This window comes from Kitasatospora purpeofusca, from assembly GCF_042691725.1.
In the GTDB taxonomy this organism is placed as follows: domain Bacteria; phylum Actinomycetota; class Actinomycetes; order Streptomycetales; family Streptomycetaceae; genus Kitasatospora; species Kitasatospora purpeofusca_B.
On record NZ_CP170483.1, the window covers coordinates 8,744,652 to 8,761,683 of the forward strand.

The 17,032-nt window shown below is 74.2% G+C and carries 11 protein-coding genes; 3 read left to right on the top strand and 8 right to left on the bottom strand.

Features of this window, described 5'->3' with window-relative positions:
* Positions 1-127: 127 nt before the first annotated feature.
* On the top strand, positions 128-730 hold the full coding sequence (locus tag ACFCLZ_RS37460; protein ID WP_380282387.1) for a GNAT family N-acetyltransferase: 603 nt from the start codon (positions 128-130) through the stop codon (positions 728-730).
* Between the two features lie 179 nt (positions 731-909).
* On the opposite strand, the gene ACFCLZ_RS37465 is transcribed toward ACFCLZ_RS37460, so the two are convergent.
* The 8 genes from ACFCLZ_RS37465 to ACFCLZ_RS37500 form a co-directional block, all read right to left on the bottom strand.
* Positions 910-2,073, bottom strand: a complete 1,164-nt coding sequence (locus tag ACFCLZ_RS37465) for a hypothetical protein (protein ID WP_380282388.1) — start codon at positions 2,071-2,073, stop codon at positions 910-912.
* Positions 2,070-3,038, bottom strand: a complete 969-nt coding sequence (locus ACFCLZ_RS37470; RefSeq protein WP_380282389.1) for a hypothetical protein — start codon at positions 3,036-3,038, stop codon at positions 2,070-2,072. The genes ACFCLZ_RS37465 and ACFCLZ_RS37470 overlap by 4 nt, the downstream gene beginning before the upstream one ends.
* Position 3,039: 1 nt before the next feature.
* Positions 3,040-4,611 (bottom strand): hypothetical protein, encoded by a 1,572-nt coding sequence (locus tag ACFCLZ_RS37475; protein ID WP_380282390.1) that lies wholly within the window; start codon positions 4,609-4,611, stop codon positions 3,040-3,042.
* Between the two features lie 60 nt (positions 4,612-4,671).
* Positions 4,672-8,073 (bottom strand): hypothetical protein, encoded by a 3,402-nt coding sequence (locus tag ACFCLZ_RS37480; protein ID WP_380282391.1) that lies wholly within the window; start codon positions 8,071-8,073, stop codon positions 4,672-4,674.
* Complete coding sequence (locus ACFCLZ_RS37485) at positions 8,070-10,712, bottom strand: dynamin family protein (RefSeq protein ID WP_380282392.1); 2,643 nt, start codon at positions 10,710-10,712, stop codon at positions 8,070-8,072. The genes ACFCLZ_RS37480 and ACFCLZ_RS37485 overlap by 4 nt, the downstream gene beginning before the upstream one ends.
* Positions 10,713-10,798: 86 nt before the next feature.
* The gene (locus tag ACFCLZ_RS37490; RefSeq protein WP_380282393.1) at positions 10,799-11,377 is read right to left on the bottom strand and encodes a hypothetical protein; all 579 of its coding nucleotides are present in this window, start codon (positions 11,375-11,377) and stop codon (positions 10,799-10,801) included.
* Entirely contained in the window at positions 11,374-13,353 is a 1,980-nt protein-coding gene (locus ACFCLZ_RS37495; protein WP_380282394.1) for a hypothetical protein, read from the bottom strand. Before ACFCLZ_RS37495 ends, ACFCLZ_RS37490 begins: the two co-directional genes overlap by 4 nt.
* 177 nt (positions 13,354-13,530) lie before the next feature.
* Positions 13,531-14,511, bottom strand: a complete 981-nt coding sequence (locus ACFCLZ_RS37500) for an NAD-dependent protein deacetylase (RefSeq protein WP_380282395.1) — start codon at positions 14,509-14,511, stop codon at positions 13,531-13,533.
* Between the two features lie 338 nt (positions 14,512-14,849).
* Between ACFCLZ_RS37500 and ACFCLZ_RS37505 the strand changes: the two genes are divergently transcribed.
* Together ACFCLZ_RS37505 and ACFCLZ_RS37510 are read left to right on the top strand one after the other, a co-directional pair.
* On the top strand, positions 14,850-15,347 hold the full coding sequence (locus ACFCLZ_RS37505; protein ID WP_350542252.1) for a phosphoribosyltransferase: 498 nt from the start codon (positions 14,850-14,852) through the stop codon (positions 15,345-15,347).
* A 579-nt stretch (positions 15,348-15,926) separates the two neighbouring features.
* Positions 15,927-16,937, top strand: a complete 1,011-nt coding sequence (locus tag ACFCLZ_RS37510) for a hypothetical protein (RefSeq protein WP_380282396.1) — start codon at positions 15,927-15,929, stop codon at positions 16,935-16,937.
* Positions 16,938-17,032: the final 95 nt, after the last annotated feature.

Consider the following 17,032-nt stretch of genomic DNA (forward strand, 5'->3'; position numbering starts at 1 on the left):
CGTCGGTGCCGCCGGCGGCCGCGTAGTCGACGCCCGGCACGGAGAAGCCGTACAGGCGCGGGACGGCACCCAGCGTTCCGTCGAAAACCCGTGGCCCCGGTGCCGGAGGCGCCCGTAGCATCCGCCCATGATCGAAGACGGCGGAACCACGGACACGGAACTCGACGGCGAGGACGCGAGGGTGGTCAGCTGGCGCAACGGGGAGGTCGGCCTCGCGGTGCTCGACGTCGACGACGCCGAGCTGCTGCAGGGGTGGCGCTCCGACCCGGTGGCGGTCCACGAGGTCGGCTTCTGGCCGCGGTCGCTCTCCGCGCTGCGCGAGCGCGTCGAACGCGACCGGGACAACGAGGACCGCGACGACTTCCTGGTCCTGCTCCCGAGCGGCCTCCCGATCGGCCACATCGCGCTGACCGCTCAGGACATGGTCAACGGCACTGCCCGCGTGGAGCTGGTGCTGGCACCCGAACACCGCGGCCGGGGCTACGGCGGCGCGGCGCTGGACGCCCTCGTGGACCTGGCCTTCGGCGAGCTCCCGTTGCAGCGCCTCGCGGTGGAGACCCACACCGGCAACAGCGCCGCACTGGCCGTGCTCACGGGATCCGGCTTCGTGCCCGAGGGCGTCAGCCGCTCCGCCTGCCTGCACCGGGGCCGCCGCTACGACCTCGCCGTGCTCTCACTGCTCCGCCCCGAATGGGAGGTCCTGGACCGCCCCCGCGCCTGGGACGCCTGACCCGCCGTCGAACCCGACTGCCGACCGCCGGCAGCCTGGCGCGCAGCGTGCCACTCTCCACATCGACGGAGCGGGCCCTTGAGTCACGGCGGCCCGGAGCCGAAAGGGCTCCGGGCGCGGCCGGGTGCCGGACGTCGATGAGCGCCGCACGGCCCGGAGTCATCGATGTCCGGCGGGGCTCAGCCGCGTTCCCAGAGGCAGACCAGGGTGCGGTCGGTGTCCGCGCCGTGGGCCTGGACGCCCAGGTCGTGCAGGAAGGCCGTCAGGTCGGGTGCGCCGACCCGCCAGGTCTCGGCGAAGTAGGCGCCGACGTCGGGGCGTGCGAGCAGCTCGGCCGTGGCGCCGGTGCACAGCGCCAGCAGGTCGCCCGGGCGGGTGTCCACCGGCTGCCAGCGCAGCTCCAGCCCGCCGGGCAGGGCCCGTTCGGCGCTCCAGGCGGTCCGGCTGCCGAGGGCCAGCTGCTCGCTCCAGACGCCGTCGCGCAGCAGCAGGGCCGCCCCGCTGCCGGTGCCGAACACCAGCTGGCGGCGGGTCTGCGAGTGGCTCTGGCCGAGCGGGGACAGGGCGGCCAGCAGGTCGGCCGACACGTCGGCGGGCGCGGCCTGCCGCAGGTGGCCGAGCCGTTCCAGCCCGCCCGTGGTGCCGCGCAGCGCCGAGCGCAGCAACTCGCTGACGGTGTCGGGGGAGTGGGCCTCCCACATGGCGTGCGCCAGCGGCTCGGCGAACGCGCCGACCTGGGCGGCCAGCGAGTTCACCAGTACGTCGGCGGCGCTGTGGGACCAGGCGCCGAGCGGGTTGCCCGCCGCCACCGCCGACAGCAGCACCTGCCGGGGGAACTCGGGCACGATCCGGGTCAGGAAGGCGTCGCGGCGGTAGCGCTGGTCGAGCCGGTTGCGGCCGCCCCGCTGGGAGCCGGCCCGCACGTGCAGGTGGCCCAGGTCGACGCCGTCCACGACGGTGTCCGGAGCGGCGTCCCGGCCGATCGGGAAGGCGCTCGGCACGGCCACCGGGAACGGGCCGGCGCCGAACCGCGGACCCGACCGGGCGGGCAGCTCCACCGCCCGGGTGACCTCGACCTCGACGATGCGCTCCGGCCCGGGGACCGGGATCTCGCGGACGACCTCGGGGCCCGGCACCTCCACGTACTGGACGGGCCCGGGTATTTCGCGCACCACCTCCGGCCCCGGCACCTCCACGTACTCGACGGGCCCGGGCACCGGGACCTGGACGTAGTGGGGCGGCCCGGGCACCTGGACGGTCGGCCGGCGGGCCAGCAGGAACCAGGTGAGGACGGCGTTGCCGACCAGGGACAGGATCAGCAGGATGACGGTCAGAGCGTTCACGGGGCACCTTCCTGGGCGTCGCGCAGGGCGTCGGCCACCAGCGGGCCGCACGCGGTGGCGATCAGCTTCTCGTGCAGTTCCCGCGCGTACGCGGGGTCGGACAGCCGGTCCCCGTCCAGGCCCGGCCAGTCGGGCTCGGCGGTTCGGGCGAAACCCTGCGCGGAGGCCCGCAGCGCCGCGCCGTAGCGGCGGCGGGCCAGCGCGGCGACCGCCGCGGGAGCGGTGGCGGTCCACGGCTCCAGCACCTGCGCCGCGAGGTCGGCCAGCCCGGCGTCGGCGGCCTCGCGCCCGGTGCGCGCCGCGAGGGCGCGGCCGGTGAGCACCGGGACGACCGTGAGCGCGTGCAGCGACTCGCCGAAGACCCGCCGGACCGCCGCCGCCGACCAGACCGCGAGGTGCGGCCGGGCGCTCACCCCGAGCGTGTCCGTGCCGAGCACCACGACGGCGGTCCGCTCCGCGCCGACCGCCGCCACCGCGGCCGGCAGCGCCCGCCGCAGTGCGCCGGTCGCGGCCCGCGGGCGGGCGGCCTCCCCGGGCGGCGGGCCCGCGGCGGCCCGCTCCAGCGCGGGGTAGTCCACCAGGGCCAGCACCGCGTGCGCCTGGGGGACCGGCCGCGCCGTCTCGCGGTCCGGCCGGCCGGCCGCGGCCGGGCCCACCGGCGCGTCGAGCAGGTCGTGCCGGACGGCACCGGTCGAGGCCGCGTCCAGCAGCCGGACCAGCAGCTCCCGCCAGCCGGCGGGCGGCGGCGCGGCGTGCAGCAGTGCGATCCGGTGCCGGACCGGCGGGCCGGCGGTGGGCGCCGGGGAGGCGGCCTTCGCCCCGGGCCCGGCTGCCGCGAGGTCCTCGGCCAGCGAGCGGCGCATCCCGGCGCGCTCGCCGACGGCGGTGCCGCCCAGCAGCCGGGCCACCTCGGCGTGCCAACCCGGGCCGCCCGTCGGGACGGGCTCCTCGTGGTGTCCGGCCACGTCAGTGCCCGAGCGCGCGGGCGGTGGTGGACTGGCGGTCGGAGCAGATGGCCTGGCCCCGCACCGGCTCCTGACCACCCGGCGGCTCGTACGGGAGCTTGAGCCACCACAGCACCGTGTTGGGTGCCCGGCCGGGCAGGGCGCGGGTGTCCGCCACCGTGCTGATGTCCTTCGTCGGGTAGCTGTCGAAGAGGCCCAGCGCCTTGCCGCCCTCGGTGGTGATCAGCTGGTTGACCTCCTTGCGGAGCTGCCGGCGGCCGTCGTACCACCAACTGCCGCCCTCCGGCAGCGGGTCGGTGACGATCTGGGCGAGGGTCAGGTCGAGCGCCGTCAGCTTCGCCAGGAACGCCGTGCGGCTCGCCGTGTTCGTGGGCCGGCCGATCCGGCTCAGCTCCACGAGCCAGGCCAGGAGCGCGGACTCCCAGTTCCTGGCGGTCGGTTCGTCGAGGGCGCTGATGTGGTGGAGTCCGTTCGCCCGGACCACACCGCTGTGCGGCACCAGCAGGCTCTCCCGCACCACGGCGATCAGGTCCAGGGCGTGCTGGAGGATCAGGCACAGCGCTCGCTGCTGGTTGGGCAGGACGTGTGGCGGCCGGTCCGCCACGGCGCCGTCCTCCGGGTCGACCAGCCGGATCAACCGGGCCCAGAGCAAGGGCAACTGCTCCCTCGGCGAGGCATCGGTCGACTGCTGGCCGAGCGGCACCGGCTCCAGGACGTCGCCGAAGCCGGGAAGCCTGGTCCCGTCCGGCGGGCCGTCCGTCCCGAGGATCTCGGCGAGCGTCCGGTGCAGGGGGGCGCTGTCGCGCACCGGCAGCCGCAGCGCGTCCAGCCGCAGTCCGCGGGCCAGTTCCCGGTGGTCGGTGGAGGCTTCGCGGCCCCGGGCGATCTGCGGGTCCGGTGTCAGGAGCTGGGGGCGGAACCCGGGCCGGCCGGGGCCGGCCGGCCACCGGGTGCGGATCTCGTTCTTGAGGAGTTGGCGGATGGTGCGGAGATCGTCCGCCTCGGCGTCGGCCACCTCGCCGGCCGTCGGGGCCCCGGTCGGGGAGTCCTCGGTGTCGGGGTTGCTGTTGGTGTCGGTGTCCCCGTCAGTGTCCGGGGCGTCCGGGTCCGCCGCGCCCGGCTGCTCCTCGGCCGGGGGCTCGTCCGCCGCCGCGGCGGCCGGGGCCGGCGTCCCGTCGTGGGCCGGCACCTCGTCGCCGCCGTCCCCGTCGCCGGGTTCGGCGCCCGCCCCGGGCGGTGCCCCGCCCTCCTCCTGGTCCTCGTCCTTGTCCCCTTCCTCGCCCTCTTCCGCGTTCGCGCCCGCGTCGTCGTCCGCCGCCACCGGGAGGTCGCGGCAGACGACCTGGACGAGTTCCTCCAGGTGCCGGTGCGCCAGGAACAGCGCCTCGTCCCGGACCTGCTCCTCCCACACGTCGCGGAGCGTGCCCGCGACGCCGGCGAGCCGCCGGTGCAACTGCTCGTCGACCGGTGCCAGTGCCAGCAGCGCGTCGGCGAAGGCCACCGCCACCCGGTGCGCCTCGGCGGTGCGGCGGTCGGTGGTGGTGCCATCGTGAACGGAGTGAACGGAGTCCATGTCCGTGCTGATCCCTTTCCCTGGTGGTCCGTCGGGCGGCGTGCGTGGTCCGACGGCGGGTCAGTGCCTGCCGCTGAAGGGGTTCCAGTCGGGGAAGAGGCTGTCCAGGTCCTGCGTCATGAGCGCGGAGTAGACCGCGCCGGGGTGCTCCTGCACCGTCCGCAGGTCCTTCGCCCTCAGGAACGGCGGCACGGTGGCGTGCACCCGCAGCCGGCCGAGGCTGTCCAGACTGAGGCAGCGCGAGGTGCGGCGGTGACCGGCGGGGGCCGTCAGTCGGCCGAGCGGCTTCTCGGTGCCGTCCTCGGCCACGTAGGCGAAGACGTAGTCGGTGGCCGAGGGGACCGGTGCGAACGGGATCAGCAGGCCGGGGAGCGGTTCGTCCGGGCCGGCCAGGTCGTGGCTGTGGTGGAAGGTGTCCGGCAGGCGGTCGGTGAGCTTCGCCGTGTCGGTCCAGTGCGGCAGGACCTCCACCGGCTCACTGAGGACGCGCTCCCGGTTGACGCCGACCATGGTGACGCGGCCGGCCAGCCCGGTGAGGTGGCCGTCCTCGCCGAGCCGGGCGCAGCCGAGCGCGGCCAGGTCCAGAGGGGGGCCGTCGACGACGTGGTGCGCGTGGTCGCCCTGCCGGAAGTAGATCCGCGGCTCCAGCCGTTCGTCCATCTCCATCATCATCCGCACCGCGGGTTCGACGCCGTCCGACAGCCGGCCCGCCCACAGCTCCTCGTCCAGGGTGACGCCCTGGTCGAGGGCCTTGCGGCGGACGTCGTAGGTGGCCCAGCCCATGCTGACCGAACCGTTGAGCGGCCGGTGCAGGTTGATCGACCAGTCCGGCCTGGTCCACGGCGAGCGCACCGCCAGCCGTCCGCCGGGCACCGCGTCGTACGGGGTGCCGACGGCGAACACCAGGGCGCGCTCGTTGTTGCTGTCGATGAGGCTGAAGTCGCAGGGCAGGGTGGCCGACAGGTCGCCGACCTCGATGTCCACCGTGCTGGTGCGCAGGTTGTCGACGTCGTCGCCGGCCCGGAGCCCCGAGCGGGTACGGGCGAGGCTGCGGGCGTGCGCCCAGGCCGCGCCGATCGAGGTGGCCTGCTTGGCGAACGGCGCCTCCACGTCGATGGCGGCCGGGTTGCGGAACACCGGCCGGCCGTTCGGCAGGCTGCGCGGCGCGATCTCCCCGGCGACCGAGTCCAGCACGATCTGCATCGAGGTGCTGCGCCCGCACAGGATGATCCGGTCGAGGGTCAGTGACGGGTCCTGCCCGAACCGGCTCTGCACCAGGTCCACCGCGATCGCCGCGGCCTCCTGGAAGACCGGGACGGCGAGGCGGGCGAAGTCCTCCCGGCGGATGTCGAACAGCTGCTCGCTCTCCCGGCGGTCCAGCAGGGTGCGCAGCCCGGTGGCCCGCTCCTGGTCGGGCAGGTCGTTGAGCCATTCGATCACCCGGGTGCGGGTCACCGTCCACACCGGCTCCGCGCCCTCGGCCGGTGCGCCGCCGAGCAGGATCTTGGCCCTCTCGGCGTCCGCCCACACCTTGCGGAATAGCGGGTTCTCCAGGTTGGCGCCGGGCTCCCAGCCGGTCGGCAGGATCGCCGCCAGCACCGCCGCGACGCCCTCCGGGGCGAGCGTCTTGGGCAGGACCCGGTTGTCGAGGTGGCTGAGCACCTCGGCGGCCAGCTTGCGCGGCGGCTCGGTGGCGGTGGCGGCCAGTGCGTCGGGGAGCAGGGTGAGCAGCTCGTCCGCGATGCCGGGGGAGCCCGCGCCCCACTCGCCGCCGTGCGCCGCGCTCTGCTCCTCGTGGGCCAGTTCCAGGACGTAGTCCGCGAACGCGGCCTTGAGCAGGTAGTAGACCCGCAGGGTGAGGTAGTCGCCGCCGAGGTCGGGGTGGCCGGAGGAGCCGAGCACCTCGGGACGCAGCTGGTAGCGGCGGCCGCGGACCCGGGCCTGCTCCTCGGTCATCGGCTCGCTGTAGTCGGTGAGGGTGAGCCCGAGCAGGGCGACGTCGGTGGTGCCGCCGCCGACGTCGACGACCAGCATGGTCTGGCGCCAGGTGTCGCGTTCCTGGTCGGGGAGCTTGCGGGAGGCGGCGCGCAGCGCCTCGACCCCGGACCCGGTCCGGCCGGAGAAGTCCCGCATGACGAAGAACAGCCCGGCGGCCACGCCCTCGTCGTAGCGCCGCACGACCTGCCGCAGGCCGCACTTGTCGAGCAGCAGCTGCTGCAGCCGGTTCAGTGCGTCGGGCGGGGTGGTCGTCGGGTGGGTGACCACGAGCTCGGTGAGGTGGCGCAGCTCGCCGGTCTGCGGGTGGCGGATGTTCTCCTGGGTGCTCTCGATCAGCCGGACGAACGCCAGCGCGATCAGGTCGTCGGAGCTGTGCTCCACGCCCGCTCCGAGGCCCGGCACCGGGACCGGGCCCGGTCGGCGCAGCCGGCGCTTGAGCCCGCGCACCGGGGAGTTGGACTCGTCCACGCTCAGGGTGAGCCGCCCGCCGGTGACCGCGAGCACGCTCGGCACCTCGTAGGTGGTGGAGGCGCCGCCGAGGAAGTCCACCCGGCGCAGGCCCAGTTGGGCCAGCGGGGGGACGCGGAAGGCCCGGTCGTAGGCCGTGTGCAGCTGCGGGACCAGCCACTCGCTGAGCCCGGCGGTGCGGGCGAGCTTCTCCACCTCGTGGGCGGTGACCTCGACCAGGGCGGCCGCGGGGCCGTCGCCGAGGGTGAGCAGCTCGGCCAGCCGCCGCGCGGTGCGCTCGCCCTGCGGCCGGCCGGCCAGCACCCGTGCGGCCAGCAGTTCGGCGGCCGCCGCCCAGGACGGCGGTGCGGCGGGCGCGGCACCGGGCGCGCGGTGGACGACCCCGGCGAGCGAGGCGCCGAGCGAGCGGCTCTGCTCGGGGTCGATCCGCCAGATGACGTTCTCCTCGCCGTTGTAGACGGTGACGGTCGAACCGGTGTTGCCGAAGTCCACCGCGGCGAAGTTGTTGAACTCCAGCCCGGGGCCGATGTGGCGGGGTATGCCGTCCAGCAGCGGAGCGGCCTGCTGCGGGCCCGCCTCGGAGCTGAAGGTCAGCTCCACCGCACCGAAGTCCTCGGCCTGGACGCCCTTCTCGTTGCGGTAGATCAGCTTCCAGGTGACGCCGACCCGCACGTCCCCGGCCGGGGCCTGCGGGGACCGCACCACCTCCGCGGGCACCACCAGGCCGGGGATCACCACCAGCCGGCCGTAGACCGGCAGGTGGTCGGGGAAGGGCAGCGCGGTCCAGTTGTTCTGCAGCCACTGCCGCAGCGGTGCCGAGCCGTCCACGGTCTCGATGATCCGCAGCTCCTGCGGGTAGCCGAGGAGGTTGTCGTACGACTCCAGCACCACCTGGGGCAGGACGTGGCCGCCGTCCTCGCGCTCGGCGCTGGTGAACGCCTGGTCGGCGCCGGTGAGACCGGGGACGGCCTCGAACATGATCTGAAGAGTGCTCACTTCTCCTGCTCCCAACGACGCAGCACGGCCCGCAGCGAGCCGTTCTCCTCGGACTGGCCGGCTGTTCCACTGCCGTCGCCCGCTTCGCCGCCGTCCGCCGCCGCGGCGCCGGCGCTGATCATCTCGGCGACCTGGAGCGAGTCCGGTACCGCGCGCGCGTTCTGCTGCACCAGCTGGATCAGGCCGGTGAGGGCGGCCGCGAGCATGTCGGTGAACGCGGCCGCGGCCTGCTCGTACACCGCCGCGACCAGCCGGCTGCGGAACAGCGCGACCACGTACTGGCTGCTCTCGGCCTCCCGCCGCTTGGGCGAGGGGTCGTCCGGATAGTCGTGGCTCCACGGCAGCACGTGGTCCGCGAGCTGCGGGAACCCGGTGATGTCGGCGGGCGCCAGCGCCGCGGCCGAGGTGGTGGCGGCGGCCGTCGCGGTCGGCGGGAAGTACGCGGTCGTGGTGAGCACCCGCAACTGGCTGACCCGGAAGGACGGGGGCACCCGCGACTCCGGGAGCTGCGCGAAGAGGCCCTCCAGCCGGACCCCGGTCTCCTCGTCGGCGAGCCACGCGTGCACCTCGCCGAACACCTCCTCCTGCTCGGCCGCCCACGACTCGGCCCACGCGGTCAGCTGCTTCAGCGCGTCCTCGCGCAGCGCGGTCACCGTCCGCAGGTAGTGGCGGTGGAAGGCGGTCGTGGTGTCGGCGTCCCGGTCCTGCGACTGCCCGGCCAGGTTCTTCCGGAACTCGTCCTGCAGGTGCGGCGGGAGCACCCGTACGTAGTCGGGGACCTCCACGCTCGACACCGGGGCCTTGGTCACCACGCCGTCCTCCACGGCGGCGAACAGCTCGCCCCAGAGCGGCCACGAGAACACCGCGGTGACCGCCTGCCGCTCCAGCCGGGCCAGCACCGACCCGCCGCTGCCCTGGCGCGCCTTCGCGGGGTTGCGCAGCTCGTTCAGCGCCGTCATCAGCCGGCCCGCGTCGGCCCCCAGCCGCTCGAACCGCTCGATCAGCTCGGCGTGCTCCGGACTGCCCTCGGCGACCGTGTGCGCCCTGGTCCGCGCGTCCACCGTGCGCCACGCCCGGTGGGTGCGCCGGAACTGCTCGCCGACGGTACGGCGCTTGAGCCGTACGCCGTGCTCCTCGATGTGCTCGGCGATCATCGCCCGCAGGGCGAGCAGCCCGCCGTCGCGCGCGTACTCGCCGAGCTGGCGCACCCAGGGGTGGCCCGGGTCGGCGACCGCGATCCGGTTGGCCAGCTCGCCCCACTCCCGGCGCCGCCGGGCCATCACCTTGACCTCGTCGGGGGTCATGGGCGAGAGGTCCGCGAGCGTGCAGTCCAGCCCGGAGCCCTCGGTCGCGACCGCCGCGAGCACCGACACCGGCAGCGCCCGCTCGATCCGCTCGAACAGCAGCTTGGCGGCGTCCACCCGGAGCATGTGCAGCGCCTCGGACGCGGCCGTCGCCGTGGCACCGAGCGCCACCACCTCGGCGGGCAGCTCCGGGGCGCTGGTGGTGTCCCACTTGTTGAAGGCCATCAGGATGCTGTCGGCGAGCGTGTCCTGGCCGTGGCCCTGCGACTCCATCTTCCCGTAGAACGTGCCGACCAGCCGCGAGCCCATCAGGTTGCCCCGGGACACCACGAGGATGGTCTCGACGTTCTTCAGCTGCGACAGGCACAGGTAGTCGTCGCGGCGCCCGGCCGCCCCGAGGCCCGGGAAGTCCAGCAGCAGCGCGCCGCCGTCCTGCGAGTCGACCGTCTCCCAGGTGCCGGGCCGGACGTCGACGTCCACGTCGATCCGCCGGATCAGCGGCGACAGCACGGCCCGGTACTCCTCACCGAGCGCCGTCCCGGTGCGGGAGGCGTGCTCCAGCGCGGCCTCCAGGCTCTGCCGGTCGAGCTTCTTGCGCAGCGGCGACCGGGCCGGGTACGGCGCGCCGGGGTCGTCGGCCTTGCCCATGTCCGCCAGTGCCCGGGCGACCGCGGTGGACAGCCCCACCGTGCTGCCGAACAGGTCCGGGTCGACGGTCAGCAGCGCCTCGCTGAGCCGGTGCATCTCGCGGACGCTCTCGCGCAGGGTCTCGTTGTCCTGCGGGTGCGTCCAGAGGGCCTCGCGCGCCCAGGTGTCGAAGCGCTGCCAGGTCCGCGGATCGCGCCACAGCGGGGTGGCGTCGGTCGCCGGGGTGGCGATGGCCGTCAGGAACTCCTGGAGCGGCTTGCGGTCCAGCCCCTCCTTCTCCCGCTTGAAATCGGCCGACAGCTCGTTCGCCATGTAGACGAGGCAGCCCAGGACGTCGGCCGGGCTGAGGAGTTCGGCCACCGCCCGGTCGCCGAGCGCGGTCGGCCGGTCCGGTGGTCCGCCGCGCAGCCGCAGGGCGGTCACCTGCGCGGTGGTCGCGCGGTTCGCGGTCGGCAGCAGGTCGGGCTTGCCCAGCAGGGCGCCGATCAGGCTGGACTTGCCGGCGGTGAACTCGCCGACCACGCCGATCGCCACCGGGGTGGTCGCGACCCTGATCAGCTCCTCCGTGTGGTGCAGGGCGTCGCGGAAGTCGTCGGCGGCCTCCTCCGGGACGTCCAGCGGATCCGGCGCGACCTCTTTGACCTCCTGGGCGAACCGCAGTGCCTGTACCGGGTCGTCCCATTTCACGGGCGTGCTCCTTCACGGGTGGTGCCGGGTGCGTGGGCTTCGGGGGGTGCGGACGTCGGTGGACGCGGACAACGGTGGGGCGGGAGTCACGAGTTGTAGAGGAACAGCTCCATCCGCAGGGTGCCGGAGGCGGGGCCGAGGTCGAGGTAGCCCCGGTAGAACCCGGCATCGGTCGGCAGCTGGCGGTGCCCGCCCTGCCGGATGGCCTCCGCCGCGGCCTTCGCGAAGGCGCTGCTGGCGTTGGAGGTGGGGGCGCAGCCGCCGCAGCCCCCGTCCGTACCCCAGACGAAGACCAGGGCGCCGCGCTGCTGGTGCCCGTTCAGCGCGGTGTCGACGGCCTCGTTGACCCGGCGGGCGGCGGCGGCCTTGCGGGCCGGGCTGCCGTTCACCAGGTCGTCGGCGACCGACTGGTCGGCGAGCAGGGGCAGGTCGAGGCTCTGCGGGATCATGCCGACCGGCGCCGGCGGGGTGGGGGTCGGGGTCGGCGTGGGTGTCGGCGTGGACCGGGTCGGCGACGGGGTGAGGGTCGCGGTGGCGGTCGGCGTCGGGTCCGCGACGACGTCGGGCGTCCGGTTGGTCTGGCCGCCGAGCACCACCAGCACCAGGATCAGCAGCAGGTCGGCGAAGAGCCAGCCCGCCAGGTGCGTGACGCCCGTACCCCTCACGACGGTCTCCCCGGCTCCGCGGGACGCGGGCCCGTCGGGGGTGCGTCCTGCGGGGGGCGGTCGTGCGGCGCGGCGTCCCGGGGCGGGGTGTCCTGCGGCGCGGCGTCGCGCGGCGGCGGTACCGCCCGCGGGTCCCGGTCCTGCGGGGGGACGTCGTCCGGGGGCCGGTCGTCCGGCTTGCCCAGGCGGACGACCGTACGGTCCAGGCCCCCGACGCTCGCGTCGAGGGCGTCCACGCTGCCGTGCAGCGTGCCGACCGTCACCCCGAGGCGCTCGGCCGTGCCGTCCAGGTTGCCGACCGCCGTGCCCAGGTTCTCCACCCCGGCGTCGAACACGCCGACGGTCGAGCCGAGGACGCCCGCGGTGCCGTCGAGCACCGTCACGGTGCCGTTCAGCGAACCCACCGTGCCGTCCAGGCTGCCCACCGCGCCGCCGAGTTCGCCGACGGTTCCGTCGAGGCTGCCGACGGTCCCGCCGAGCGTGTCGACCGCCGTGTCCAGGGTGCCCACGGCGCGGGTGAAGTCGGTGAGCGCGGCCTCCACGGCGCCGCCGGCCTGCTGGAACTGCCGGCTGAGCTCGACCGCCGCGGTGGCGATGGCGAGGTGGTAGGTGCGGGCGATGTGGTCGGCGCCCGTGCCGAGGGTGTGCTCCAGCCAGCCGGTGAGCCCCTCGCCGGCCAGGCCCAGCCGGTCGCCCGAGCGGTCGAGCGCGGCCGAGACGGTCCGCAGCTCGTCCAGCAGCGCGGCGAGCGAGGCGTCGGCCCGTTCGGAGGCGCCGCCGACCAGCCGTTCGCCCTGGGCGGCGGCCCGGGTGACCAGCTTCTCGACGTTCTCGCCGATCTCGCCCATCCGCAGGCTCGCGGTGTCCGACAGCACCGTGACCGTCCGCGCCATCTCCTCGGACATCTCCCGCACCGTCCGGACCGCCTGGTCGCCGAGCGCGCCGACGGTGCGGGCCGAGGCGTCGGTGGCCTCGCGGATCTCCTGCACGCTCTCGGCGGCGGCCTGCGACAGGTCCGCCCGGGTGCGGGCGATCTCCTCCCGGACCAGCTGCGCCATGGCGTCGGCGGCGGCCGTGCTCCGCTCGGTCGCGGTGACCAGCCGGTCGCCGCTGTCGGTGAGCCGGCCGGCGGTGCCGTCGAGCACCGCGGACGCCTCGCTCAGCTGCTTGGTGCTGCGCCTGGCGGTGCGCAGCAGTTCGACGGTGCTGTCGGCGAGCGAGCTGGTGGCGGCGTGGGTGTCGGCGGCCCGGTCGAGCAGCGGGGTCAGCTGCGCGGCGGCCCGGCTGAGTTCCGCGACGAACCGGGCCGGCGCCTCCAACCTGGCTGCGGCCAGCAGCAGCTGGGCCTCCGTCAGCAGCGGCGGGAGCTGGGCGACGGCGGCGCCCAGCGAGGCCTTCCCGGCGCTGTCGGCGCTCCGGCGGACGAGTTCGGCGGCCAGTGTGGTGCCGAGCAGCAGGACGAGGGCGCCGATCGTCCACCACACCATGGCGCCGAAGGTGAACAGCCCGCTGAGGTGGCCGCCGAAACCGTCCTGCCACAGGTCGAGGAAGGTCCGGCCGTCGGCGAGCTCCCGCCCCGCCCGGGTCGAGCGCAACTCCTCGTACGCGCCGGTCGCGCGGTTGAGCCCGAACCAGGTGATGCCGAGCGGCACGAACACCAGCAGCGGCGGCGCGTGGGTGACCGCCTCCCGCAGCCGGGAGGCCCGGTCCGGCGGTTGGTCCGGGATTCGGTACAGCTCGGGGCGGCCGAACAGTGCCATCAGGTCCAGCTGCGCCCAGGTGTCGACGTCGGCGGCCAGCGCGTCCTGCGCGTTCGCCGCGGCCGTCCTCGGGTCGGCCGGCGCATGGCCGGCCCGTTCGTCCACCGCCAGGGCCAGGCCCCGCAGACCCCGGCGCTGTGCGGCGAGTACGGGCAGATCGGCGACGGTTCTCAGCCGCGCGCCGAGCGTGTCCCCCGAAGCGGAATTCTGGCCCAAAACTGCCCCCCAGACAGCAGGGCGTGACCGCTTGGTGCGGCGTTGGCCCCGGAAGTCCAAGTGTGCACAGTTCCTTCGTCGGTCGTGACCGATTCCGGTAAAGCAGGGGGCGTCAATTTCCGCGTGTACGACCGTTGTTGCGCTGCTCGTAGGGCTGCGGCCACCTTGCCGCGGTTGTCATGTCCGGCCGGGCGGACGGGCGCCCGCGCGGGTGTCTTGGTGGTCGTCGGACGGTTCCCCGGGCGCGGCCGGGTGATGGTCCGGCAGGGGCGCGGAAGTAGAAGTTGAGCCACTCGCGGCGCCCAGCAGCCGGGCGGCCTCGGTCATGGCCGGCCCCAGCGGCAGGTCGAGGCGGAGCGCGGCGAGGTCGTCGCCGCGGGTGGGGCCCTGGTTGACGATGGCGACGGGCAGCCGCGCTCGGGCGGCGCGGCGTACGAAGCGCAGGCCCGACAGGACCGTGAGCGAGGAACCGAGGACCACCAGCGAGCTCGCGGTGTCGACCAGTTCGTAGCAGTCCGCGACCCTGGCGGCGGGCACGTTCTCGCCGAAGAACACCACGTCCGGCTTGAGGACGCCGCCGCAGTCCGAGCAGGGCGCGACGCGGAAGCCGTCCACCAGCTCCTGCCGCAGCTGCGCGTCGCCGTCGGGTCGCAGCACGGCGCCGGGTCGGCGAAAGCCCCGGTTCAACTCGTCCAGGCGCATGTCGAGTTCGGCCCGGGAGCTGGTGCGCCGGCAGTCCAGGCAGACCACCCGGTCGAGCCCGCCGTGCAGTTCCACGGCCTCCCGGGTGCCGGCCGCCTGGTGCAGTCCGTCGACGTTCTGGGTGATCACCGCCCCGACGTGCCCCGAGCGGCGCAGGAGCTCCACCGCCCGGTGGCCGGCGTTCGGCCTGGCCCGGGCGAAGAGCGGCCAGCCGGTGTGGCTGCGGGCCCAGTAGCGGCGGCGGGCGGCCTCGCTGCCGGTGAACTCCTGGTAGGTCATCGGCGTCCCGGTGCGGCGCCGGCCGGTGGCACCGCGGTAGTCGGGGATGCCGGACTCGGTGGACAGCCCCGCCCCGCTGAGCACCACCGCCCCGCGCCGGTCCAGCAGCCGCACCAGCTCCGCGAGGTCCGCGGAGCTCGCGGGGCACTCCGGGACGGTGGTTTCCGAGGCGTTCATACCGCCGAGGGTAGCTCCGCCGACCGGCCCCTGCGCAGGGGCCGGTCGCATCACGCGGCGGCCGTGGGCGGCGGAGAACCGCAGCCGCCTGCGGAATCGCCGCTTGGTCCGGCAGGCCCCCGCGGCGAAAGAATCTTCGGCTCCGTACGGTGGGGCGACCTCACTTGAGGCGGTCACCGCCGAAGAATTTCCTGTTCCGGTGGTGGCGTCGGCCGATCCTGGCCGGTCCGGTCGGGGTGGGGGAGCGTACCTGGCGGTGCCCGGGCCGAGAGCCGCCGTCCTGCTGTCTCCAGGGGCCGGTGTTCGTCGTCGGGTCGACGACGGTGGAGAATGTGCGAGTGAGCGATGTACGGGAAGTCCTGGATTATTCGACGTTCGGTCGGGCGGTGCGCGAGCTGGCGCAGGCGGTGGCGGATGACGGGTTCGAGCCCGATCTCATCCTGAGCATCGCCCGTGGCGGTGTGTTCGTGGCAGGAGGTCTGGCCTACGCGCTGGACTGCAAGAACATTCATCTCGTGAATGTGGAGTTCTACACGGGGGTGGGCACGACCCTCGACATGCCCGTGATGCTGGCGCCCGTTCCCGAGGCGATCGATTTCACCGACAAGAAGGTCCTGATCGCCGACGATGTCGCCGACACGGGAAAGACGCTGAAGCTGGTGCGCGACTTCTGCCTCGGCCACGTCGCCGAAGTGCGCTCGGCCGTCATCTACGAGAAGTCGCACAGCCTCGTGCAGTGCGAGTACGTGTGGAAGCGGACCGACGACTGGATCAACTTCCCGTGGTCGACGGAGGCGCCGGTCGTCAGGCGCGCGGGCGGAGTCCTCGACGCCTGACCGGGGCCGCAGGGTGGGTCGGCGCGTCCCCGGCCGGGCCGCTCCGCCCGCCGGCGGCCGCACACGTGCCGGGCATTCACTCTTCCGGCCTATTGGGCAAGGTGGTTCGAGCCCGTACATTTCGTGTATCGGGATAATCCCCCGCTCACCCGCAGCGCAGTGCGGGGAATCGCCTTCGGCACCGTCACCGTGCCATCGGGGCGGGCGTGTTGGCCGTCCCGATACGACAGGACCGACTCACCGACCCACCGACACCTCCGGCGACCTCGCACGGGGCCGCCGATGAGGACGGCCGCCTCTGCGGCGGCGGTCCGAAGGGTGCCATCTCCGGGGAACCGCACCACCCCGACGGCGACGGGACTGCCCGTCCGCCGGTGCAAAAGGCCAATAGCCGAGGGCCAACTCATGACCCCTGTCGGGACGTTCTGCGCCCGACGGATCACTGCCGAGGAAAGACCTGCCTCCGTGTCCGAGCGCCTTTGCGGACACCGGAGGACCTGGCGGCTCGCGAAGACCGCACACGACGCGCCCGGGCGGCCCGTTCGCCGTATGGCGCACACCATCCACTCGGGAGGAACCATGAACGCCGCCGCCAACTGGAACGACATCCTGGTCCGCGACAACTTCCAGGACACGGGACAGACCCCCACGGCCGACCCCGTCTGGGAGTCCCCGGACATCATCCCCTTCGGCAGCGACATCCTCGACTTCGGTCTGCTGGAGTCCAGTTACGACGGCCCCGACCTCGGACTGAGCCACCCCATCGTGTACGGGCAGCTCAACCGCATCTACGTCCGGGGGAAGAACCTGAGGACCGGCTGCCCCGCCTCCGGCAACGTCAGGCTCTACTACGCCCCCGGAGGGCTCCTCCTCGACCCCCGGGCATGGACCCCGCTCACCGCCGAGGCCGGCGGCACCGCCGTGCCGTTCACCGTCCGCGGCGGCGCCAGGGAGGTCCCTCCCGGACAGATCTGTGTCAGCAGGTCCGCCTTCCTCTGGCCGAGCCAGAACCCGCCGGGCCACTACTGCACGATCGCCACCGTCGACACGCCCGCGCACCCCATGTCCGCCACCCTGCCCACGTTCAGCTCGCTCGTCGACTACCTGAACTGGGTCAGGTACAACCCCAACGTCGGCTGGCGCAACATCGACGTCATTCCGTGCCGGCAGACCAGGTACGTCCTCTCCAGCCTGGCCATCTCCAACCTGAACAACACCCCGACGCGCTTCGTCTTCGGGATCTCCGGCACCGACCTGCCCTCCGGCACCGCGACCTTCTCCAACACCGACCAGCAGGCCCCGTTCAGCCTGACGGCGCAGATCTACGCGCCCGGCAGCGACGAGGGGTACACGCGCTCGGTCGTCCTGCCCGCCAACTACTCCGGCACCGTCACGGTCGTGGTCCAGCTCGACCAGCCCCTCCCGTGCGACGCCCGGATCGTGCTGCGCGCCTACACCCCGGTGACCGCCAGGGCCGGAGAACGCGAACGGCGCCTCGCCGTCCCCCTCACCGGCGTGCCCGGGCTCCAGGACGCCCTGTTCCTCGAACTCGGCGCGTACACCTTCGTCGCCACCTCGAGCAGTTCGTGACCGACTGGGAGGCACCCCCCTTCGGGCTCCGGGCCGACCACGGTCGGGGCGTTAGAGGGCGACAGGGCCTGGCGCGTATACGCGGACCACGGACG